This window comes from Mycobacterium sp. NGS16 (assembly GCF_059813225.1).
Map to the genome: position 1 here is coordinate 412659 of NZ_JCALEE010000002.1, position 21389 is coordinate 434047.

General features: G+C 65.8%; 22 protein-coding genes. 6 read left to right on the plus strand and 16 right to left on the minus strand.

Annotated features, from left to right (window positions below):
- Positions 1–106: 106 nt before the first annotated feature.
- The gene (locus tag AC5Y4Q_RS07585) at positions 107–1786 is read left to right on the plus strand and encodes a 3-ketosteroid-delta-1-dehydrogenase (protein WP_125225520.1); all 1680 of its coding nucleotides are present in this window, start codon (positions 107–109) and stop codon (positions 1784–1786) included.
- 16 nt (positions 1787–1802) lie between these two features.
- On the opposite strand, the gene AC5Y4Q_RS07590 is transcribed toward AC5Y4Q_RS07585, so the two are convergent.
- Positions 1803–2471, minus strand: a complete 669-nt coding sequence (locus AC5Y4Q_RS07590; protein ID WP_065018977.1) for a PadR family transcriptional regulator — start codon at positions 2469–2471, stop codon at positions 1803–1805.
- Positions 2472–2601: 130 nt separating this feature from the next.
- On the opposite strand from AC5Y4Q_RS07590, the gene AC5Y4Q_RS07595 reads away from it, so the two are divergent.
- From AC5Y4Q_RS07595 to AC5Y4Q_RS07605, 3 genes are read left to right on the plus strand one after another with little or no spacing between them, the layout of a single operon-like run.
- On the plus strand, positions 2602–3129 hold the full coding sequence (locus AC5Y4Q_RS07595) for a flavin reductase family protein (protein ID WP_125225519.1): 528 nt from the start codon (positions 2602–2604) through the stop codon (positions 3127–3129).
- Positions 3122–4663, plus strand: coding sequence for an FAD-binding protein (locus tag AC5Y4Q_RS07600; RefSeq protein ID WP_185746674.1), 1542 nt, complete (start codon positions 3122–3124; stop codon positions 4661–4663). Before AC5Y4Q_RS07595 ends, AC5Y4Q_RS07600 begins: the two co-directional genes overlap by 8 nt.
- The gene (locus AC5Y4Q_RS07605) at positions 4660–5271 is read left to right on the plus strand and encodes a PaaI family thioesterase (protein WP_125225517.1); all 612 of its coding nucleotides are present in this window, start codon (positions 4660–4662) and stop codon (positions 5269–5271) included. Before AC5Y4Q_RS07600 ends, AC5Y4Q_RS07605 begins: the two co-directional genes overlap by 4 nt.
- 11 nt (positions 5272–5282) lie before the next feature.
- On the opposite strand, the gene AC5Y4Q_RS07610 is transcribed toward AC5Y4Q_RS07605, so the two are convergent.
- The 5 genes from AC5Y4Q_RS07610 to AC5Y4Q_RS07630 are packed head-to-tail and all read right to left on the minus strand — an operon-like array spanning position 5283 to position 9980.
- Complete coding sequence (locus AC5Y4Q_RS07610) at positions 5283–5660, minus strand: nuclear transport factor 2 family protein (RefSeq protein WP_125225516.1); 378 nt, start codon at positions 5658–5660, stop codon at positions 5283–5285.
- A gap of 29 nt (positions 5661–5689) precedes the next feature.
- Positions 5690–6700: a zinc-dependent alcohol dehydrogenase gene (locus AC5Y4Q_RS07615; RefSeq protein ID WP_125225515.1), complete on the minus strand. Its 1011-nt coding sequence runs from the start codon at positions 6698–6700 to the stop codon at positions 5690–5692.
- 39 nt (positions 6701–6739) lie between these two features.
- Positions 6740–7489, minus strand: a complete 750-nt coding sequence (locus AC5Y4Q_RS07620) for an SDR family NAD(P)-dependent oxidoreductase (RefSeq protein WP_125225514.1) — start codon at positions 7487–7489, stop codon at positions 6740–6742.
- Positions 7486–8730, minus strand: coding sequence for an alkyl sulfatase dimerization domain-containing protein (locus AC5Y4Q_RS07625; protein WP_499958543.1), 1245 nt, complete (start codon positions 8728–8730; stop codon positions 7486–7488). The genes AC5Y4Q_RS07620 and AC5Y4Q_RS07625 overlap by 4 nt, the downstream gene beginning before the upstream one ends.
- Positions 8727–9980 carry a sulfotransferase family protein gene (locus tag AC5Y4Q_RS07630; protein WP_065018984.1) on the minus strand — a complete coding sequence of 418 codons (1254 nt, stop codon included), beginning with the start codon at positions 9978–9980 and terminating at the stop codon, positions 8727–8729. The genes AC5Y4Q_RS07625 and AC5Y4Q_RS07630 overlap by 4 nt, the downstream gene beginning before the upstream one ends.
- 49 nt (positions 9981–10029) lie before the next feature.
- Between AC5Y4Q_RS07630 and AC5Y4Q_RS07635 the strand changes: the two genes are divergently transcribed.
- Positions 10030–10935 (plus strand): helix-turn-helix domain-containing protein, encoded by a 906-nt coding sequence (locus tag AC5Y4Q_RS07635; protein ID WP_065018985.1) that lies wholly within the window; start codon positions 10030–10032, stop codon positions 10933–10935.
- Between the two features lie 45 nt (positions 10936–10980).
- Here AC5Y4Q_RS07635 and AC5Y4Q_RS07640 read toward each other — a convergent pair whose 3' ends face one another.
- The 4 genes from AC5Y4Q_RS07640 to AC5Y4Q_RS07655 form a co-directional block, all read right to left on the minus strand.
- A complete protein-coding gene (locus AC5Y4Q_RS07640; protein ID WP_499958545.1) occupies positions 10981–11580 on the minus strand; it encodes a hypothetical protein in 600 nt (199 codons plus the stop codon).
- Positions 11577–12266: an Rv1363c family protein gene (locus tag AC5Y4Q_RS07645; protein ID WP_125225512.1), complete on the minus strand. Its 690-nt coding sequence runs from the start codon at positions 12264–12266 to the stop codon at positions 11577–11579. Before AC5Y4Q_RS07645 ends, AC5Y4Q_RS07640 begins: the two co-directional genes overlap by 4 nt.
- 122 nt (positions 12267–12388) lie before the next feature.
- On the minus strand, positions 12389–12778 hold the full coding sequence (locus AC5Y4Q_RS07650; protein ID WP_234786359.1) for an Rv2576c family protein: 390 nt from the start codon (positions 12776–12778) through the stop codon (positions 12389–12391).
- Positions 12779–12788: 10 nt separating this feature from the next.
- Complete coding sequence (locus AC5Y4Q_RS07655; protein WP_499958547.1) at positions 12789–13184, minus strand: hypothetical protein; 396 nt, start codon at positions 13182–13184, stop codon at positions 12789–12791.
- A gap of 136 nt (positions 13185–13320) precedes the next feature.
- Between AC5Y4Q_RS07655 and AC5Y4Q_RS07660 the strand changes: the two genes are divergently transcribed.
- Positions 13321–13833, plus strand: coding sequence for an Rv2253/PknI dimerization domain-containing protein (locus AC5Y4Q_RS07660; protein WP_125225510.1), 513 nt, complete (start codon positions 13321–13323; stop codon positions 13831–13833).
- A gap of 16 nt (positions 13834–13849) precedes the next feature.
- Here AC5Y4Q_RS07660 and AC5Y4Q_RS07665 read toward each other — a convergent pair whose 3' ends face one another.
- From AC5Y4Q_RS07665 to AC5Y4Q_RS07690, 6 genes are read right to left on the minus strand one after another with little or no spacing between them, the layout of a single operon-like run.
- Positions 13850–15412, minus strand: coding sequence for an MCE family protein (locus AC5Y4Q_RS07665; RefSeq protein WP_499958549.1), 1563 nt, complete (start codon positions 15410–15412; stop codon positions 13850–13852).
- Entirely contained in the window at positions 15412–16623 is a 1212-nt protein-coding gene (locus AC5Y4Q_RS07670; RefSeq protein WP_065018990.1) for an MCE family protein, read from the minus strand. Before AC5Y4Q_RS07670 ends, AC5Y4Q_RS07665 begins: the two co-directional genes overlap by 1 nt.
- Before the next feature lie 2 nt (positions 16624–16625).
- A complete protein-coding gene (locus AC5Y4Q_RS07675) occupies positions 16626–18077 on the minus strand; it encodes an MCE family protein (RefSeq protein ID WP_499958771.1) in 1452 nt (483 codons plus the stop codon).
- Complete coding sequence (locus AC5Y4Q_RS07680) at positions 18077–19159, minus strand: MCE family protein (RefSeq protein ID WP_065018992.1); 1083 nt, start codon at positions 19157–19159, stop codon at positions 18077–18079. Before AC5Y4Q_RS07680 ends, AC5Y4Q_RS07675 begins: the two co-directional genes overlap by 1 nt.
- Positions 19159–20190 carry an MCE family protein gene (locus AC5Y4Q_RS07685; protein ID WP_065018993.1) on the minus strand — a complete coding sequence of 344 codons (1032 nt, stop codon included), beginning with the start codon at positions 20188–20190 and terminating at the stop codon, positions 19159–19161. The genes AC5Y4Q_RS07680 and AC5Y4Q_RS07685 overlap by 1 nt, the downstream gene beginning before the upstream one ends.
- Complete coding sequence (locus AC5Y4Q_RS07690) at positions 20187–21374, minus strand: MCE family protein (RefSeq protein ID WP_065018994.1); 1188 nt, start codon at positions 21372–21374, stop codon at positions 20187–20189. The genes AC5Y4Q_RS07685 and AC5Y4Q_RS07690 overlap by 4 nt, the downstream gene beginning before the upstream one ends.
- Positions 21375–21389 lie beyond the last annotated feature (15 nt).

The window sequence follows — 21389 nt, forward strand, 5'->3', positions numbered from 1 at the left end:
AGGAACCGTTGCTGTTGTAACACCGCCACACTCGTCGATCAGCGCTGTGTTCCACTGACCGGGCATAGCGGGGGCATGTTGTGGCTAGTGGCCCCAGAATCGGCCGGTGACCGATCCGCACACCATCACCGTCGACCTTCTTGTCGTTGGCTCCGGAACCGGGATGGCGGCCGCCCTAGCGGCCCACGAACTCGGCCTGTCGGCGCTGATCGTGGAGAAGACGGGCTACGTCGGAGGCTCGACCGCGCGGTCGGGCGGCGCGTTCTGGATGCCGGCCAACCCGATTCTCGTCGAGGCGGGTTCGAATGACACCCCCTCTGCCGCGCGCGCCTATCTGGACGCGGTCGTCGGTGACGCCGCCCCTCATGATCGCGCCCACGCCTACCTCGACCACGGCGCGGCGACGGTCGAGATGCTGCGGCGTACCACACCGATGAAATTCCAGTGGGCCAAGGGCTACTCGGACTACCACCCGGAAAGGCCCGGAGGCAGCGCGCTCGGACGTACCTGCGAATGCCGACCATTCAACACTGCGATGCTCGGCCCGGAGTTGTCGCGGCTTCGTCCCGGGGTGATGAAGTCCTCGTTTCCCATGCCGGTGACCGGGGCCGATTATCGCTGGCTCAATCTCATGGCGAGAACTCCGCTGAAGGCGTTGCCCCGCATCATGTTACGTGCGTTCCAGGGGATCGGCGGCCTCTTCCTGGGTAGACGCTATGCCGCGGGAGGCCAAGCGCTGGCAGCGGGAATGTACGCCGGGATATTGCGGGCCGGCATCCCGGTGTGGACCGATTCACCGGTCTGCGATCTGATCGTCGACGGCGACCGGGTCACTGGGGCCGTCGTTGACCATAACGGCACGAGAGTCTCGGTCACCGCCCGGCGCGGCGTGGTGCTGGCAGCCGGTGGCTTCGACCATATGATGAGCTGGCGGCACAAGTTTCAGTCCGAAAGGCTCGGTGAACACGCCAGTCTCGGCGCCGAGGGAAACACCGGCGATGCCATTCGCCTTGCCCAAAACCTGTGCGGCGCCGACACCGCACTGATGGACCAGGCGTGGTGGTTTCCCGCCTTTGCGCCCCTGCCCGGGGCCGAGCCGACGGTCATGCTCGCCGAGCGGTCCCTGCCCGGCTGCCTGCTGGTGGATCAGACCGGCCAACGCTTCGTCAACGAAGCCATCGACTACATGTCCTTCGGCCAGAAGATGCTCGAACGCGAGCAGGCCGGGAACCCGGTCGAGGTCATGTGGATGGTCTTCGATCAGAAGTACCGCAACAGCTACCTTCTTGCCGCAGAACTGTTCCCACGCATGCCGATACCCAAAGCGTGGTACGACGCGGGTATTGCGCATCGCGCCGACGATCTGCCGACGTTGGCGACCGCCATCGGCGTCGACCCGCTCGTGTTCGTCGCCACCATGGATCGCTTCAACGCGATGTCTCGCGCCGGTGTGGATGCCGACTTCAATCGCGGCGTGAGCGCATACGACCGTTACTACGGGGATCCGACCATCAGCCCCAACCCCAACCTGCGGCCTGTCGAGGGCGGGCCGTTCTACGCGGTGAAGGTTGTACTGAGCGACTTGGGTACCTGCGGTGGCCTTCGCGCCGATGTCCGCGGTCGGGTACAGCGCGAGGACGGCTCGGTGATCAAGGGTCTCTACGCGATCGGTAACACCGCTGCCAATGCTTTCGGCGCGAGCTATCCCGGCGCCGGCGCCACCATCGGGCAGGGTCTGGTATTCGGCTACATCGCGGCGCTGCACGCGGCCGGCAAGCTCGAGTGATCCGACTCCAGGCGGGTTATGCCTGGTCGTCGTCCTCGGCGGCACGGCGTTCGACCTCATACCAGTAGTCGCGCACCGGGAACTTCGTGCCGTCTTCAGTGACCTTGGCGAATATCTCTTCGACCTCGTCCAGGTCTTTGATCATCCGCAGCGCCAGCTCCCGTTCTGCCGCGTAGTAGTCCTCTGACCACCGCAGCGCCAATCGTGCATAAGCCCACGCCGGTTCCTCACCAGCCAGCCGGGCATCGGTCGCCGCGGCCCGATGCATCTGCTCGACGTGGGCGACGTGCGCGGTGAGCACCTCCCGCAGCCGGCCGGGGTTCATCAGGTGACCGAAAATAACCCGTAACAACGGGTTGTGTTTGAGAGTGGGTGGCTCGACCGGCTCATCGTTGGCCCACCGCGTCACCGCGGTCAGGCCCAGCTTGGTGATCTGGTACATCCGGCGACTGCGCACCCCGGCATCGACGCGAGACGTGACCAGACCCTGCTGCTCAAGCCGCTTCAACTCGGAATAGATCTGGCTGTACGCCGGACTGGAGTAGAAGAATCGGACGGTCCAGTTGAACCACTTCTTGATGTCATAGCCCGACAGCTCGTCCCCGCCGGACAGCATGCCCAGCAAAGCCCACCCCGTCGGCGACACATTCAATCCGTCGGGAACATCGTCGGTGGCTTCGCTCACTGAACAAGGCTAACAATCTCCGGCACGCTGGAAAGTCCACGACTACCGCTGATCGGGAGCCTGCGTTGCGCCGCCAGCTCCCCGGGGCCGAAGGTAGCAAGCAGTGATGTCCACTAGCGCGAGGAGAGGCATGCCCAACAAGGCCACCGGAGCCCAGGCCGGTCAACTACTCACGCCGCTCCCACCGGAGATGCGTCGCGTACTCGGTCACTTCTGTACCGGGGTAGCCGTCATCACCGCCCATGACGGACAGCGTCCGCTCGGCTTCACCTGCCAATCGGTCACCTCGGTGTCGTTGGACCCGCCGTACATTTCCTTCTGCCCGGCCAACACCTCAAGCAGCTGGCCCCTGATCCGACAGGTCGGCACCGTGTGCGTCAACATCCTGTCTGAGCAGCAGGGCCCGCTGTGTGCGCAATTCGCCGTCCGGGGCAGCGACAAGTTCGCCGGGGTGAGTTGGCTGCCGGGCGCCAACGGTGCGCCCGCGCTGGAGGGCGTCCTCGCTTCGATCGAGGCCGACGTGGAGTTCGAACACGCAGCAGGCGACCACACCATCGTGGTGGCGCGGGTAACCGGTCTGCAAGCTCACGAGAAGCGGGGTCCGCTGTTGTTCTACCGCGGCGGATACGGCGGATTCGACGGTGGCCGCCGTGCCTGACTTCGACTTCGATGTGATCGTCGCCGGCTCAGGCGGCGGTATCGCCGGTGCCTATACCGCCGCGCGCGAGGGCCTTTCGGTGTTACTGGTCGAGGCCACCGAACAATTCGGGGGCACCACCGCCTACTCCGGCGGAGGCGGAGTCTGGTACCCGTGCAATCCGGCACTGCAGCGCGCCGGCACCGACGACACGATCGACGAGGCCCTGCAGTACTTTCACGCGGTTGCCGGCGACCGAACCCCGCGCGACCTCCAGGAAACTTATGTCCGCGGTGGCGCCGGATTCATCGAATACCTAGAGAAGGACACGGGATTCGAGTTCGCGTCCTTCCCGTGGCCGGACTACTACGGCTCGGTCCCCGGCGCGCGCAACGACGGCTACCGCCACACCGTCCCGGTGCCCTTGCCCGATAGGGAGCTTGGACGCTACACCGGCTTGGTACGCGGACCGCTCGACACCGAACGGCTCGGTTCGCCTGCGCCCGATCTCCTGGTCGGCGGTCGCGCCCTGGTCGGCCGGTTCCTGGCGGCACTCGACAAACTGCCGAACGCCTGCTGCTGGCGCAACGCCCCCCTGACCGAGCTGATCGTCGATGGCGGCCGGGTGGTCGGCGCGGTGGTCGAGCGCGACGGCACCCCCGTACGGGTGCAGGCCCGCCGCGGTGTCCTGCTCGCCTCGGGCGGTTTCGAGCAGAATGCGGCGATGCGCACCCAGTACGGAGTGCCCGGTAACGCGAACGACACGATGGGCGCCCCCGGCAATATCGGACTTGCTCACCGGGCAGCCATGGCGATCGGCGCGGCGGTCGATCTGATGGACCAGGCTTGGTGGTCACCCGGGATGATCCACCCGGACGGACGTGCGGCATTCGCTCTGTGGTTCACCGGGGGCATCTTCGTCAACCAGGACGGCCGCCGATTCGTCAATGAGTCGGCCCCCTACGACCGGCTTGGCCGCGAGGTGCTCCGCCAGGTCGATGCCGGTGACGCAGCGCTGCCGTTCTGGATGGTCTATGACGACCGCGCCGGCGACATCCCACCGGTGGCTGCCACCAATGTGTCAATGGTCGACGCCGCCGACTACCGCAAGGCCGGACTGTGGCACACCGCGGATAATCTCATTGACCTCGCCGCGGCCATCGGTGTGCCGGCAGGCAATCTGACCACCACGATCGAGCGGTTCAACAAGTTCGCATCGCTGGGCACTGATGAAGACTTCGGCCGGGGCAACGAAGCCTACGACCGGATGTTCACCGAGGGCGCGTCACCGCTTGTGCCCATTGACACGCCGCCGTATCACGCTGCCGCCTTCGGCCTTTCGGATCTCGGCACCAAAGGCGGGTTGCGGACCGACACACACGCCCGGGTGCTCGCCGCCGACGGTTCCCCGATTCCGGGGCTCTACGCGGCCGGGAATACCATGGCGGCCGTCAGCGGAACCACCTATCCCGGTGGTGGCAACCCGATCGGAGCATCCATGCTGTTCAGCCACTTCGCCGCGCTCGACATGGCCGCGCCGGAGATCAACAGGTGAGCCGACACGTCACCCCGGAGGAAGTGCAGCGCGGCGAGGCCGTCTTCGGTCCGTTGACGCAGTCGCTGCGTGAACTCATCGACGTCGCGATTCGTAGCGATGCCGATGCGGACGACGCCCGCCGGGCACACGCGCTGATCGAGGAAGCGACCGCACTGCTCGGGACCCGGCTGGACCCGAAACCGTTCGGTGTTCCCAGCACCGGCGATGGCCGATACCTGCCGTGGGGCAACGTGGCGATGGGCCTGCGCAATGCGATCGCCCCTCCGCTGATCATCCAACGCGACGACAACGACAGAGTCGCAACGGATCTGGTTCTGGGTGCGGCCTATGAAGGCCCGCCCGGACAGGTACACGGTGGCATGTGCGCGCTGGTCCTCGACCACCTGCTGGGTGCGACCGCCCATCGCGCCGGGGCGCCGGCTTTCACCGGCACGTTGACCCTTCGCTACGTCGCGCCCACGCCACTGGGCCGGTTGCGGGCCGAGGCCTGGATAGAACGCGAGGACCGCGGAAAGACCTTTGCTGCGGGCCACATCCTCGATGCGCAGGGTGTCGCCACCGTCCAAGCGGAAGGGGTCTTCATCAGGCCCAGAGGTAACGCCTGACCAGGCGCCGATCAGACGGGCGTCATATCCGAAGGGGCGAAGTAGCTTCGCAAAGAACGGATCTCGCCGTTGGCGTTGAACATCACGGTGTCGATCGGTTGCAGGCACAGCGGCGTGTCTCCGGCTGTGAACGTGATCGTGAAGGCGAAGGCCGCTTCATCCGCCACGACTCGGAGAATCGTCAGTTCCGTTCGGCGTTCCAGGTTCTCCAGCGTGTTGAAGAACTCGCGGATCGACTCGCGCCCTGAGCGAACCGCGCTTCCGACTGGGTCCTCCACGGTGGCGTCCTCGGCGAACAGCGCGACGAGATCATCCGCGCTACCTGACTCCAGGAGCGACACGTAGCGACGGATCGTGTCCGCGGCGGCGTCGTTGGTGTGTGTCGACATGGCTCTCCTCTTCCCGCTCCGAATGCCGGTCAATCCAGTGTGATGACGACCTTGTCGGCGGCGCCGGGCGTGCCGACACAGCGCAATGCCTCGTCCAGGTCGTCGAACTCGAAGGTGTGGCTGATGATCACGCGGTACGTCTCCCAGTTCTCGACGATGTCCTTGGTGACCTCGAAGATCTCGCTGGGGTAACCCATCGAGCCGACGACAGTCAGCTCATTGCTCATCACGTTCATTAGGTCAAGGCTGACGGGTTCCTTATGAACGGCGACGATGCCGAGCTTGGCGCCACGTTGAGCGACACCCAACGCCGTGTCGATCACCGCCGGCACGCCGGCGGCGTCCAGGAAGATGTCGGTGGCCGCCCGGCCGGGCCACATCGAATCGCCTTCACCGTGCAGCTCGATCAACCGCGCGGGTAGGTCCTCCGCATTGGAGTTGATGACGGCGTCGGCACCGACCTCCAGTGCCTTGTTCAACCGGTCGGGGAGGACGTCGGCCACGACAACATGTTTGACCCCCCGCGATTTCAACGAGATGGTGATGCCCAGCCCGATGGGGCCCGCGCCGAAGACCAGCACCTGGTCTGTTGGCCGGGGCGCCACTTGGTTGACCGCATGACGGGCCACAGCCATCGGCTCGTTGAGCGCGGCTACTTCATACGGAATGTGTTCGGGAACCACTTCAATACTGCGGCCCCGCACCGCGTCTTTGATGAGCAGATAATCGGCGAGGGCGCCGGTCGAGCCCCCGTTACCGATGATGTCGTCGGGCACGGCCATCGGGTTGATCACCACGCGGTCGCCCACCGCGATGTCACGCACGTCCTTGCCGACCTCGACCACCTCACCGGCCGGTTCGTGCCCGATCGGCATGCTGCCCTGGCGTGGCGGCAAGCCGCCGATGGATATGTAGAGGCTGTCCGATCCGCAGATACCGCACGCCCGGATCTTGACCAGGACGTCGGCGGGACCGGGCGCCGGAGTCGGCACCTCGATGATCTCGGCCTTCTCGGGAGCGGTGATGATGGCGGCTCTCACGCTGAATTCTCCTTTATGTCAATACCTTCGGGGTGTCAGTCACAGCACGCTGTAGCCGCCGTCGACGACCAGCGCCGACCCGGTGCTGTATGCCGCGTTTGCGCTGCACAGGTACAGGATCGGGCTGGCGATCTCCTCGGGCCTGGCGAACCGGCCCAGGGGTGTGTGGTCGATCTGCTGCTGCTTTACCTCGGGCACGTAGTCCATCGGCGCGGTCATGCGGGTGGCGACGATACCCGGAACGACGGCGTTTACCCGGATGCCGTCACCGGCCCATTTCGCGGCGAGGTTGCGGGTCAGCGAGAGCATTCCCGCCTTCGCCGACCCGTATCCGGGTACTACGGGTACCGCGCGGATCGCGGCCATGGATGCGAACATCACTACGCTCGCACCGCCGTCGGCCTTCGACGCCCGCAGCGCACCGTGCAGGCGTTCGGTCAACCGGTACGGCGCCAGCAGATTGACGTCCACAGAGGCTGCGAACCCCTCGGCGGTCGATTCATCCAGGCCGCCGGGGAAGTTGGCTCCGGCGTTGTTGATCAGGATGTCCAACTCCGTAAAGGAATCGGCGAGTGCTTCGATCCCGGCGGAGTCGTCCAATGCCAGCTGACGGTACGTCAGGCCAGACAGGTCGACGTCATAATCCTCGGGCCCCGGCCGGGTTCCGGTGATGGTGACGTGCGCGCCGCTGTCCCGCAGGAGCGTTGCCGTGGCATGACCGATGCCGCTCGTGCCGCCGGTGACCAGCGCTGTCGAGCCGGTGAAGTCGAACCGGACGCGGTTGGTCATGTCAGTCTCTCGATCTGCTTGCGAAGCCAGGCGGCTTCCCAGAAATTTGTGCTGCTCTGCAGCAGAGCCTCGTGAGCCGTGATCAGCACCTGTTTGGCCTCCTGGTTGTCGGGTTCGGCGCGGTCGGCGATTTCGGCGAGCCGGATCGCCCGCACCGGGTGGCCGGCGTCGAGGAGCTGGCGGGCTCGATTGAGAATTGCTGCCACGCCTACCAGTTCGAGGAGATCCGATTCGAACCGGTCCGGGCTTTCGGCATAGAGTTCAGACGTGGACCGATGATGGAACCAGCCCGCATAGCTCTCCCAGATGGCGCGTACGTTCCACCGCACCGTTCCGTACCCTTGGCCGACCTCGAGTTCACGCGGCAGCACCACCTCGCGCATGAGCGTGTGGACGTCCTTGCCGGCGTTCATGCCTTCGACCGTGCGGTCGTGGATGTAGGCGACGGCATCACGGAGTCGCGTCAGTTCGCGTCGGATAACGTCTTTTCCGACGATCGGGCCGAAGTGGCCGGTGAGCAGGGTCTCGGCGCCGAGGCCGCGGACCCGGTCGATGGATTCCACGACCGTCAGCGCATCGCGATAACGGTCGCCGCGCATGGTGACCAAGTTCGGGATGTGGCCGAAGAGTGCTCCGAATACGTTGCCGCACAAGCAGACGCCTTCATCGGGTAGCCACGCCACCAGGCTGTCGGTGGTCTCACCACCTGGTGTGGCGTACAGCTCGATGACCCGGCCCCCCAGTTCGATGGCGAATTGGTCCTCGAAGGTGATCGTCGGCACCGGAACGCTCTGCGGGGGCACCGTCCCGAATCGCGCTGCCGTCCGCTCCACCGTGGCCATCACCTTGTCGACCCATGCGAACGCGGAGTTCTGCGCGCGGAACTGCGCCAGAAGTTCGTTGTCGCGTCGCCACGTCTGCCAGTTCTGTTGGGCCACGATGTCGCTGTCGGGGTCGGCGACGGAATCGAGTCCTCCGACGTGGTCCACGTGTCCCTGGGTGAGAATCACGTATCGGACGGGTGCAGTGCTGACGGCGTCATAGTTGGCGCGGTGCACCGGCCCCTCGAAGCCCATTCCGGTGTTCAGCACGATCCGGCCCTCGTCGGTCGTGAGCATGAACGAATTGGACAGGCCGGGCGACATCCAGATCCCCGGGCTGACCTCCTCCGCGGGCGCGCCCGCACCAACGATGTCCTCGGCGCCGGGTCGGGACAGGTATACGGGCTGGTGCGGGCTCACCCTTCCTCCCGCACGTCGAACCGGTCGAAGTAGAAGCCGAAGCGCGAACGGATGTCCTCGGCCGATCGCCCGAAGTGGCCTTGGAGGTCATACCGCAGCCTGCCGTGCTTGCCGCGCGGGTTCGCGCCGAGGTATCGCTGGAAGGCGGTTCGCGCCTCGGTGGTCAACTCCGTGCCGTTCTTGGCGTAGAGCATCTCCAGAATCGTCATCTCGTTACCGTTGAGCTGGTGGAAGGAGATATCCAGGCTCTGGCCGGCGGCCACCATCTCGCGGTCGCGCACACAGGCGCGCAGCAGCTGTTCGACGCGGTCGACCCAGTACTCCACCAGCCCTTCCGGGTCGATCTCCCTGCGGCGGATGCGATCGCCGTAGGCCAGCATGGTGATCGCAGACTGGATGACGGCCACCGGATCGCGGTGGGTGAAGGCGACGGTGGCATCGGGGAAGGTGCGGATCAGCGGTCCCAGTTGCTCGCAGTGCTGCGGTGACTTGAGCACCCACTGCCGGGGGCCCCGCAGAAACGTCAACGCCTTGAGAATGGTCCGCAGATAGGCGTAGTGGGCGTCTTGATCCAACGTGAGATAGAAGTCGCGCCACTGTGGCACCCGGGCATGCCACTCCAGCACATAGCTGGCGAAGTCGAGGTCGAGAAGCTCGACCTCCTCCTCGATCGCCTGCGGAAACCGGTCGTGCATCGCCTGTACGAGGGGTGTCATCACCATCGCCGACTGGTGCTCGAAGACGCTGCGGGTGAACCGAGGGTCGACACCGTTGACGTCGGGACCCTCGCCGCGCAGCGTGAAAGGTTCCTGGCTCTCCCAGTACGGCAGCGCCCGCCGTCGGGTATCCGCCGCGATGAGGTTGACCAGATGCGTGGTGCCCGAGCGCGGCAGGCCGACGACAATGATGGGTCGCTCGATCTCGATGTCATGGATCTCGGGGTAGCGGCGCAGCAGGTCGGTCAACAGCAGCCGCTGCGAGAGCAGTCGCAGGATTCGATTACGCAGAATCAGACGATTCAGGTTCGTGTTGCCACCATCGGCGTCGGCGGCAGCGGCGTACGCGTCGAGGCGGGAACGAAAGTCCGCAGGCCCGAAGTCATTCAGCCCCGTCTTGGCGATCGCCTCGTCGATCAGCGCTGCGGGGTTCAGGTCCACGGTCAGTCCATCGAGCTGTTCGAGGATCTGGCGTTGTGAGGAGTTCAGTACCGGGCGCGTCAGGTCGTCGATGGTCAGTGTGGCGCCGGGCATCGGGCCTCCATTTCGCGCATGCCGAATATTCGTCGTAGGATCCGAATATATGGACGCCAAGTTAGGATCGGCGCGGGGGCCGAGTCAAGACCCTTCACCGCCCACCCGCCGCGTCGTCGCCGTCATCGAGCTCCTCGCGACGGCTCCCGCGACACCATTGACGCTGGCCGATATCTGCCGTGACCTGGGCATCACCCGATCCACCGGGCACGCGATCCTGGCCACACTGTGCTCCTATAACTGGGTTCTGCGTGACCCACTCAGTGGGACGTACACCCTCGGCAGCGGCTTTCCCCGACCCCAATCCGTCGACATGCCGATCATGGGGAAGTTGCGCGGTCCGCTGCGGCAGCTGTGCGCGACGCTGGGTATGCCCGTCTGCGTCTCCGAGGTCAACGCTGGGCACATCACCGTCATCGCATCGGTGGCTCCGGATGCCGCGCACGCCTATGTGCAAGCCGGCCAGCGACTACCCTTCGTTGCACCGTTCGGGCGCGAATTCGTGGCGTGGGCATCTGCGGCTGCGCAGCAGATGTGGCTGGACGCGGCGGGGCCGGTGAACGACATCTACCGAGCCCGTATGCCCGAGGTGCTCAACGAGATTCAACATCGCGGGTATGGCATCGAACGGCTCAGCGATTCACTGCTCAAGGTGTACGCGGCACTGCTTGCCCTGGAAGCCGGTAACGTGCCGGACCCGGTAGCGGTGCGGCTAGCCGCTGCTGTCGCCGACCTGACGATCGTCGACTTCCTCCCCGGTGAGCTGGCGCAGATTGAGCAGTCCGCACTTGCGACCATCTCGGCGCCGATCTTCGACCATCACGGTGAGGTGGTGATGACGGTGTCGGCGCAGCCGTACAAACAACTGACCCTGGAGCAGGTGCGCAGTATCGGCGATCATATTCGGGAGTTCGCCGGGCACGCCGGTTCGCTGATCGCCGGCGGCAGCCCCTGATCCGCGCGGAACGTTGCGTCCGTGGGTGATCGAGGCCGGAGATGCCTATACCGGGTCCAGCGCGGAGACAAGCCATTCGTTGCCCGTCTTCGTCAGACTCACCACCACACTGCTGGCGGTGCGTGCCGGCTCTGGCCGGTCCCGGCTGACGGTCTCCTGATTGAGGAACACCAACACCTTGGCATCATTCGGCCGGATCTCCATCAGCGCGGTGCTCAGCACCTGGGCAGAAGCTCTGATTCCTTTGCTCCGCACGGCCGGAGCGACGACATCGGTGGTGAATTTTCCGTAGTAGGTCGAGAAACCACCGGTCATCAGCGCCCGCGCCCTCTCCATGTCACGATCGAGGGTCTCGGGGGCGTAGGACAGCAACGCCACCGTCCCCGTCGATGCGGCGTCGACGACGCTCTGCGCGGCCGCAGCACCAGACTGGCGATCGGATCGGTGGACGGTGGTGTAGAGCGCTCCCGCCAACGCCGTCGTCGCCGACAGAAGTGCCGCGAGAGCCAACGTCTTCCAACGTGCGGTGAGCGCAGTCTTGGTTCTCGCTGCCAGACCGGGCGCCGCGGTCGGTTCGTCGGCGGGATCGGCCTGCGTGCCGGCGCAGTCGGTGCGTTCGGCGTCGACTGTCTCGTTCACCGTCACGGTACGAACTCCACCTTCGACATCTTGATCTGATCTCCCTCACGCTGCAGGTCCACCGTGAGCCGCCACCGTCGCGGCGTCTCCTGTGCGCCTGCCGCGTTGGTCACGGTCGAGGATGCGGCCACCAGCACCACCGCGGAATCCGGTGTCATCGACTCGACGGCGGCGGCATTCACCGTCGCTTTGGTGGTCACCTTCGCGTCCTTGGAGACCTTGATGAAATCCTCGGCGGCGCCCTGGAATTCGGTACGGAACGGGCCGGTGGAGTTGTCGACGATGCGCTGCACGTTGGCTTCGGCGTCGTTGTAGTCGATCGACATCAACGTGACGACGGCCTGGCGTGCGACCGCGACGAACTCAGCGCGGTGCCGCTGGTCGGCCTGGATGTGCTGATGTTGCCGGATCATCCATGCGCTGAAGGCCAGCAGCGCACAGCTACTCACCACGACCGCCACCGCGGCTAGCCGTCGCCAGCCGGGCACGAGATCTCGGACACCGGCGAATCGGGACACGCCGGCATTGGCCGGTGGGTCGGCAGCACTGGGGCGCGGCTGGTCGTCTCCGTCGGCGCCGGCGTTCTGTGCCTCCTGCAACCGGATCGCCCGTGCGCGCGCCTTCGCCGCCACTGCCTCGGCTTCGGCGGCCTCAGCTTCCGCCAGTGCCACCAGCGTCCCGGTTCTCGACATACCGCCCACCGGTGTCCCTTCATTGCCGGGCCGGCCATTCGCGGGCCGGCGTAGGCACCGTAATCCGCGGCGCTGCCGCTCGATCGCCGGATTCCCACCCAGTGGGCGGTGTCAACGGCGGATCACCAATGCCGCAGGGCGCACAACGCGCCCTTGGGGCCGTCCGCGGTGGCGACCACGGCCCCGTCCACCGACAACTCGCAGTGAAACATCGGCTCGGCCGGCAATCGGCCGCTCGTCGCTGTCACCATCGCCCAGCGCTGCGGGTCGATCAGGGTGGCGTGCAGCACCCATGGCTGTCCCGGGCCCACTTCGACGCGAGCCTTGGGGCTGAACTCGTACGGGTTGTGGCTGTAGTCCGCCCAGGTCGGCGGGTCGACGTCGCGATAGTAGATATCGGCGGTGACCGGGGTGGCAGCGGTGACGGTATAGACGACGTGGTGCGGAGTCGGCGTGTCCGCGTGCGCGGCCACCACGGCGGTGAGCCCGCCGGCAGCGCCCAGCAGCGCCACCAGCGCGAGCCTAGCTATCACCGCGACTCCACCGCGCGGTGCCGTTCTTGGACTGGCAACTCAGGAACAGCCCGTCGGGAGCTTGTGCGACCCAGTTTTCGTAGCCTTCACAGCTGGAGTCCAATTGCTTGACGCCGGCCATGGACGGCGACCGGAAGTATCGCGGCTCGTATCGGCGCGGTGAGCCGCAGAACACCAGCCGCCCGGGCTGGATGGACGGGCCCGCAACTGCGGTGCCGAAGACGTAGCGTTCCGTGTCCGGGCACGGCGCACCGAGGGTGACACCGGGAGTGATCCCGGGGACGCACGCCGGCTCGTCACAAGAGATCGGGTCCGCACCGGCGTGAACCGGGATCGCCACCGTCGAGACCACGGCTGCCGCAGCCAATACCACTGTTCGCCGCATACCGCGGCACTCTGTCAGGCCTCCCGAGCCCGCGGACGACGATGGTCCACTCAGCGGACATGTTGAGTCGTCGGCTGCGGCCGACGGTGTTTACTTTCCCAGCACCACCGTTTTCGTGCCTGTCCGAGGAGGGGCAATGCTGCGTGCGCCCGCCGTCGCGGCGACCGCCGCGGTCCTGATGCTCAACGCCGTGTCCACCGGTGCGATTGCGGCGGCCGACCACCCGGACTGGGGCCTCAACGGCACCTACACCGCCACCTCCAACGGCGAGTGGGCGCGTAAGAACGAGGTCTTCTACGAGCAAGAGAGCCGGCGCAGCACCTGGACGATCACCACACAGTGCAGCTACCCGGGCGAATGCACCGGCACCGTGCACAGTGATGGCGGCTGGACGGCGCCGATCTATCAGCGGAGCAACGTCTGGTACGTCAAACACCCTGTCGACAACTGGATTCCGTGCCCGGATGGCGGAACCGCCCCCGGGTTGCAGACTTTCCGGTTCAAGGCGATGACGCCCGAGGGCGCCTATGCGGACCCGGCATCGACCACACTGACCGGCGAAGACGTCACTACCGGCCCCAGCGGTGCATGCGGAGTGAACAAGCCGGTGTACATCAACATGCCCTTCAAACTCGTCAAGATCGGCTGATCCACCGCGCAACGCGTCACTTCGGCAGCAGGTCTTCCCAACTCTGGGCGGCCGGCCGCACCAGGTCGGTCTGGCGGTACACCTTGCCGTCGGGCGTCGCGTACTGCCCGGTCCGCGGGTTGTAGGTGGCAACGGCCACCGAAGGTCCCGCTACTCCCGCGGCGAAGCCGCTGGGCGCTGCCGCAGGCGTGCCGTCGACCGGCGCCGTGGGCGGGCCGACTGGCGCCTCAGCGGCCGGCGGCCCGCTTCCGTCCGCCGCGGCCGGAGGGGGCATCGGCGTGCCCTCGACGGGCCCGAAGATCTGGCCGTCCAAGGTGATTCGATCATCGGGGGGCACGCCCTGCGCGATCAGGTTGGGATCGATCGGGTACGGCCCGGTGACGTGCTGGCGCATCGCCAGCGGTTCGTATGGGCGGTCGCTCTCGCAGATCTCGACGGTGGGCGCACGTTTGCCAGGCTGAGCCATACACGGGTAGTTCCGCGCCCCGCGCACGCCGATCGGGGAGTCCTGCGGCAGTTTGCAATACAGCCCGTCGGGGGTGTCGACATCGCTGAGATCCGCCGGTGAACGCCACGACGAGGGCGGCAGAAATCCGACCGAACAGGCCGGCGGGTCGCCAAGGGTGAGGGTGAACTCGGCCAGCGCCATGCCGGTTGGGTTGTTCAGCGACGATCCGTAGGACTGGGTGGCGGCCAGATAGGGCGGTAGCAGCACCAGCAACTGTTCGATCGACGGGTGGTAGGTGAGGCCGATCTGGCCGACCGCGGTGAGATTGGCCAACAGCACCGGCAGCGTCGGCTTGACCTGATCGAGCAGACGGGATGCCTCATCGGCGGCGCCGGATCCGGTGCGCAGGATGGTCCGCACCTCCGAATCGCGCGCGGCGACCTGTTCGGTGATACCGGCCAGACTGCGCGCCCAGGTTCGGATGGCATCGGCGCTGTCGGCCTGACCGTCCAACAGCGGGCGGCTGTCGTCGATCAATGCCCGAGTACTGTCGGCCACGCCGTTGAGGTCGGCCGCGAGCTGGCTCGACGACTCGAACAGTGCGCCGAGGTCGTTACCGGTTCGGTTGAGCGCCTTGAAGGATTCATCGAGCAGGACACCGAGCTTTCCGGTCGGGATGCTGTCCACCAATGTGTCCATCTGATCGAGCATCGGGCCCACCGGTTTCGGCAGCGACGCGTTGGCGGCGCTGATGGTGGATCCGTTTTTGAGATAGGGCCCGCTGTCCGTGCGCGGCACCAGGTCGACGTACTGTTCGCCGACCGCCGACACGCTGCGCACATTGGCTTGGAGGTCGGCGGGGATCTTCGGCGAAGGCTTCAGCGACATCACCACTTCAGCGCCGCCACGAGTGGGCCGGATGTCGGTGACCTTACCGACCTCGACGCCCCGGTAGGTCACGTTGGAGAACTGGTACAGGCCTCCGGTGGAGGGCAGTTGGAGTTTTACCGAGATACGGCCGAGGCCGAGCAGCACGGGGGCTTGCAGGTAGACGAGGACCATGGTCCCGACGCCGATCACCGAGGCGATCGCGAAGATGATCAACTGATTTCGGACGAAACGGGTCAACATCAGCTGCCCCCTTGGCCCGGGTCCTGGTCGGTCCGAGGCGCCACCGGCGCTGGCTCGGCGGCACCTTCCGTGGGTGCGTCGACGAGCGGCGGTACGGTGGCCACCTCGCTCGGTGGTGCGGTCAGCGGGGCTTTGAGCGGATCGCGCGTGTAGGTGGAGTACCAGGGGTCGCCCGGTGCCGGCACCAGCGAGGCGCCCGGTTCGCCCCATCTGGTGCCGAGCAGGAGCCCGTTCTTCAGCCGGGGAATGGTGAAGTCGAACACGATGAACTGATTCATGAAATCGCCGCGGATCCCCCGATCGATGAACTCCTGCGTATACGGGTACGTCGGCAGGTAGGCCAGCGCGGTAGCCAGATCGGGACCCACATCGGCCAGTGCCCGCACCGTCGGTTCCAGGTTCTTGAGGTTGCGGACGATGTCGGCATGCGAGTCATGGAGGAGTTGTGTTGCGGTGGTGCTGAACTCGCCCAACTTCGTCAGGGCGGTGGTCAGCTGTGGACGCTGCTTGTTGAGCACGTCGAGCGCTGCCGGGATGCGGTTCAGGGCGGCGGTGAGGACGTCGCGCTGGCCGGCGAAGGTCTCGGCCAGTCGGTTCAGCGATGCGATCGACGCGATGATGTTGTCGTGCTGGGTGTCCAGCAATGTCACCACGGTGTTCATTCGGGTCAGCAGATCGCGAATCTGGACCTGCCGGCCGTCGAGCGCTGCGGTGAAGTTGCGGACGATGTCGCCGATCTGGGTCAGTCCGCCACCGTTGACCACCACCGACAGCGACGAGAGGGTCTGCTCGGTGGAGGGGTACGTCGAGGACTTGGAGATCGGGATGGTCGCGCCGGGACGCAAACGCCCAGTCGCAGCCTCGCCCACGGGGGGATCCAACGCCAGATGCATCGATCCGAGCAGGCTGGTCTGGCCCACCCTGGCGACCGCGTTGGCGGGGATGGTCACGTCGGCTTTGACCGAGATCTCGACGTTGGCACGCCAGTTGTCAACGACCATCCTGCGGACCGTACCGACGATGACGTCACCGACCATGACCGGTGAGTTCGATTCCAGCGAGCCGACATTCGCTATCTGCACGTGATAGGTGGTAGCGCCGGCGCCGGTTCCGACCGTACCGGGAAGAGGTAGCGAATTGAGGCCGTCGAAGGAGCAGCCGGAGCACCACAGGACCACGCTGCATGCGACAACGGCAAATCGTCGCGTCATCCTCACGGTGTGCCTCCCGGCGATGTCAGTCCCGCTTCGGTGGGCAATAGCAACTCGGGAAGGCTCGATGCGGCCGGCGCCGGGGGCGCTGCTGCCGGGACACCGGGGGGAATGGGAGCGCCCGGGTACAGCGCCGGGTGCGGGTCGGCGGGCAAGCCGTTGGGGGCGTATGCCCCGGGCGGGTGTGGTGGGTCGGTCCACCCGGGCGGCGGCGGCATATCGCCGGCTCCGGTATATGCCGACACCGCGGGCGGTATCTCCGCCGGGCTCGGGGCAGGCCCTGCGCCGCCTGGTGCCAGTTTGGGGTCGGAGTAGATGACGTTCTTCGGGGCCGGCCCCAGATAGGCGTTGAAGGGCAGCGGAAGGTAATTGAAGTTCATCAGTCGCAGCGCCGGACCGAGATACTCCACGCACGCCTTGCCGGACGCCTCCGCGGTGACATTCTCCACCGCTGCGATCGCCGAGCAGATCGTGGCGACGGGGTTCGCGAAGTTGTTCATGGTGAAGGAGCCGCGGGGCCCGCCGGTGTCGGGGTTGTAGATGTTGTAGCCGTTGACCAACGCGTTCGGCGCCGCGTGCAGGATGTTCTTGACCACCATGCTGTTGTCGGTCAACACCTGCGTCACGTTGGCCAGTCGCTGGATCTGCTCGGCGGTCTGGTCCCGGGAACCGGCAATGAATCGCTGCACCTTGCCGATTGCGCCCGAGAGCTCGTTGATGGCCGAGTCGAGGTCAGCGCGACTGCCGTCGATCACACTCGTGACATCGGCAAGGCGGTCCTGGAATTCCACGATCTGGGTGTTGCTGTCGCGCAAGGCGGTGACGAAGACCTGCAGGTTCTTGATGACGCTGACGATGTCACCGCTGCCTTGCCCGAGGATGCGTCCGACGTGCGACAGTTGGGTGATGGTTTCCCGCAGTTTGTCGCCGTTTCCGGCCATGGCATCGGCGGTGGTGTCGATGAAGCGGCCCAACGACGTGTTCGACACCCCGCTGGACGGGCCCAACTCGGCGGCAAGCCGGGTGAGCTGCTCTTTGATCTCGTCCCACTCGACCGGAATGGCCGTGTGGTCCTCGCTGATCTCGGCTCCGTCGGCCATGGTGGCGCCGCTCGCCTGCGGACTCGATCCGTATGCGGGGGTCAGCTGCACATAGCGGGCCGACACGAGGTTCGGCGCCACGATGATGGCTTTTGCGTCGGCGGGTATGGGTACGGCGCGATCTACTGCAAGGGTGATCCTGGCCCGCGTCCCCAGCGGGTCGATGGATTTGATGGTGCCTACCCGCACTCCCACCACCCGCACTTCGTCCCCGGGATAGATCGCCGTCGCCGACTTGAAGTAGGCGATGATCGTCTTGGGGCCGAAGAGTTTCTGGTAGCTGACATACCCCGCAGCTGCTGCCAGCAGCGCCGCCACGGCGATCACCAGCAGCTTGGTGGCCCGCCGCCCGATCACCGCGAACCTCCAGGAATCCCGTTGTAGGGGAAGGGGAACTCTGCGCGAGGCCCGGCGTTGTCGGGAGGTTGCCCGGCGTTGACGCCGCGGCGGAACCCGAGTGCGTAATCGAGGAAGGGTTGAATTGCCTGGGCCGGAAGCAGGTTTGCGGGGAATCCGTAGTAGTAGAACCCGTTGTTGACGGCCTCTCCCTGCGTCAGCTGGTATTTGGACAGCCCCTTGAGGGACTTCTCCAAGTTGTCGCGGTTCTGTTCGAGCATCGCCGACACCTTGTTGAGCTGCTCGAGCGTAGGAGCCAGTTCCTGCTCGTTGTCGTCGACAAGACCGGAAAGCTGCTGAGCCACAGCGGTGGTGTTGGCAAGGAGGTCGACGATCGCACGGCGGCGGTCCTGTAGCACGCCGAGCAGGTCGTCGGCGTTGAGGATGAGCCGGTTCACCTGGTCGCTGCGTTCGGACAGGATCCCGGTCACGTTGGATGCGGCCGTGAGCAGACCGGCCAGCGACTCATTGCGGTTGTTCAGTGACCTGGACAACCGGCTGATTCCGTCGAAGGTGGGGGCCAGTTGCGGTGCGAGTCGTTCGACGGTCGCCGAGAGCGTGTCCAGCGACCGGTTGATGGCGGCGGTGTCGGTCGAGGCGGTGTTCGATGTGAACTCACCGAGTGCATCTGTCAATGAGTACGGCGAAGCGGTGCGCGTCAACGGGATGATGCCTCGCGCGCCGATGCGACCGCTGCCGCGCGGTTCGATCACCAAAACCCGCTCGCCGAGCAATGTTCCGATGCCGATGTGTGCCGTGGTGTCCTTGCCGAGTCGGACGTTGCTGTCCACGGCGAAGGTGACCAGCGCTGTGCCGTGGTCGAGTTCGACAGCGGACACCGCGCCCACGTTGACGCCGGACACCTTCACGTTGTTGCCGGCGGCCAGCCCGCCCGCCTCGGCGAAGACCGCCTGATATCGGATCGACGTCGCCATCGCCAAGAGCTGTTTGGGATGCAATCCCACCAGGATGATCAGCACCGCCAGCACCAGACCGACGAGCCCGGTACGCACTAGCGCGGAATCGCGATACTTGAGCATCAGGGTTCTCCGCACCTTCCGGATTGTTGGATAATCCAGGGGAACTGTGCGGTGCGGCCCTGCAGATCCGTCACCCGTACTGCGATTCCGCAGAGGTAGAGGTTCAGCCAGCTGCCGTATGAGCCGAGGCGCACCAGTTTGCGGTAGTTCTGCGGTGTCTTGTGCAGCAACAGGTCAAGCCGGGCGAGGTCGGTTTCGTTGGAGAGCAGCGGGGCGACCCGGGTCAGCTGATCGACGGTTCCCGACAGGGGTGGCCGCGCTTCGGTGAGCAAAGTGGCCAGCGACGCACTTCCGTTGTCCAGCGCCGTGATGGCCTGACCGATCGGATCACGCTCCTGGGCAAGGCCGCTGACCAGCCGCTCCAGCCCGTCGACCGCATGGGAGAACTTCGCGCCGTCCTTGGCCAGCACACCCAACGTGTCGTTGAGGTTCTCGATGAGCCGTTCGACGGTCTGCCCGTTGTCGGCCACGGTGTTGGTGAACGACGATGTCCTGGCGAACAACGACTCCAGGTCACCGCCCTGCCCCTGCAGGATCTGAATCAAGGAGCTGGTCAGCGCGTTGACGTCGTCGGGGTTGAGGCCTTGGATGACCGGCTTGAGGCCGCCGAGCAGCAGGTCGAGGTTGAGGGCCGGCTCGGTTCTGTCGGTTTCGAAGCGGGAGCCCGGTGGCCGGATGCGGGCCGGCCCGGGGGCGTCGATGAGCTCGAGGTAGCGGTCACCGACGAGGTTGAGGTAGCGCACCGCAACCTTGGTGCTCTCGGTGAGCCTCACGTTGTCGTCGGCATCGAAGGCGACCAGGGCGGTATTGTCCGGCTGCAGTGCGACCTTGCGGACGGTGCCGACGCGGATACCGGCGACGCGAACCGAGTCACCTGACTTCAGGCTCGAGACATCCTGGAATACCGCCGAATAGGCGTTGGTGGAACCGGACCGGTACTGGCTGAAGATTACGAGCAGGCCCGCGGTCAGCACCACCATCGTGATCCCGAACGAAGCCAGCTTGACGGCGGTCTTGCCGAGCCCACTCATCCGGGATGCCCGATCTGTGCGCTGTTGCGTGGTGGTCCGTCGATCGGCCCGTACAGCAACTGCTTGAGGCCGTCGGAGTTCAGCAGGATCCCCTCATTGCCGTACTGCGCCGGGTTGGCGTTGACGTCGGTGATCACGAACGGTGGGCGCTTCTGAAACCCGACTTTGGGCAGATCCGTGCACTGCGGCCCGCCCGTTGCGGCCACTTTGGGCAGATTCTGCGGATACCGGTAGCGCTCCACGCCTAAGACCACCGTCTGCAGCAGAAGGCCGCCGGGCACGGGAGTGCCCGGGGCTTTGGCCAATTGGACGGCCCCACCCAGGCCGCAGGTGAGCGCCTCGTGGTACTGGTTGGTGAGGTCGGTGGTCGGGCCGAGCAGTGCCATGGTGTCGGTGATTGCCTGGCGGTTGGTGCCGACGACGTCGTTACCGGTGTCGGCCAGGCCGATCACGCTGATCAGCAAGGCGTCTAGGTGGTGCTGTTCGCTGACGGTCAGATCGCTCATTCGGGTCGCCGCGTCGGCAGTGCTGATCAGGCCCGGTGCCGCATCGGCATACGCCTCAGTCACACGGGGGGCCACGGTGAATTCGCGCTCCATGGCCGTCAGGCTCGGGTCGACCCGGGCCAGAAAGTCATCGAGGTCGGCCATCATCTGCCCGATCCGATCGCCTCGGCCGTCCAGCGCGGTCGACAACGCCCCGAGCGTCTCGTTGAGTTTGGTGGGTTCGATCTTCGCCAGTACCTGCGACAGCCGCTCGAAGACCGTATTGATCTCCACCGTGACGTGATCGGCGTGCAGCACCTGACCCGGCTGCAGAGCGCCTTCGGAGGGTTCTGCCGGTGGAATCAGGTCGACGTACTTGGAGCCGAACACTGTCGAGGAGGCGATGTCGATCCGGACGTTTGCCGGGATGACCTCCATATAGGTCGGGTCCATGGCTAGGTGCAGGGCCGCGCGTCCGTCGGGCAGTGATTCGATCGACTTCACCGAACCGACTTGCGCACCATGCAGTTTCACTTTGGCATCGGCGTTCATGACCAGCCCGGCCCGGCTGGACAGCACGGTGACAGGAACAGTGCTGGTGAAGCTTCCCCGAAACAGTCCCACTGCGAGTGCGACCGTGGCCGCGGCGACACCCACCGTGGCCAGTCCCGTCATGGCCCGTCTGACGCGTAAAGTCATTGCCATCGCGCTGAC

Coding starts and splice junctions, on each gene's coding strand:
- AC5Y4Q_RS07685 (WP_065018993.1), bottom strand. CDS start 20,190: ATGAGTGGGCTCGGCAAGACCGCCGTCAAGCTGGCTTCGTTCGGGATC.
- AC5Y4Q_RS07665 (WP_499958549.1), bottom strand. CDS start 15,412: ATGTTGACCCGTTTCGTCCGAAATCAGTTGATCATCTTCGCGATCGCC.
- AC5Y4Q_RS07690 (WP_065018994.1), bottom strand. CDS start 21,374: ATGACTTTACGCGTCAGACGGGCCATGACGGGACTGGCCACGGTGGGT.
- AC5Y4Q_RS07670 (WP_065018990.1), bottom strand. CDS start 16,623: ATGACGCGACGATTTGCCGTTGTCGCATGCAGCGTGGTCCTGTGGTGC.
- AC5Y4Q_RS07620 (WP_125225514.1), bottom strand. CDS start 7,489: ATGACCAACCGCGTCCGGTTCGACTTCACCGGCTCGACAGCGCTGGTC.
- AC5Y4Q_RS07645 (WP_125225512.1), bottom strand. CDS start 12,266: ATGTCGAGAACCGGGACGCTGGTGGCACTGGCGGAAGCTGAGGCCGCC.
- AC5Y4Q_RS07635 (WP_065018985.1), top strand. CDS start 10,030: ATGGACGCCAAGTTAGGATCGGCGCGGGGGCCGAGTCAAGACCCTTCA.
- AC5Y4Q_RS07680 (WP_065018992.1), bottom strand. CDS start 19,159: ATGCTCAAGTATCGCGATTCCGCGCTAGTGCGTACCGGGCTCGTCGGT.
- AC5Y4Q_RS07610 (WP_125225516.1), bottom strand. CDS start 5,660: ATGTCGACACACACCAACGACGCCGCCGCGGACACGATCCGTCGCTAC.
- AC5Y4Q_RS07655 (WP_499958547.1), bottom strand. CDS start 13,184: ATGCGGCGAACAGTGGTATTGGCTGCGGCAGCCGTGGTCTCGACGGTG.
- AC5Y4Q_RS07595 (WP_125225519.1), top strand. CDS start 2,602: ATGCCCAACAAGGCCACCGGAGCCCAGGCCGGTCAACTACTCACGCCG.
- AC5Y4Q_RS07660 (WP_125225510.1), top strand. CDS start 13,321: ATGCTGCGTGCGCCCGCCGTCGCGGCGACCGCCGCGGTCCTGATGCTC.
- AC5Y4Q_RS07630 (WP_065018984.1), bottom strand. CDS start 9,980: ATGCCCGGCGCCACACTGACCATCGACGACCTGACGCGCCCGGTACTG.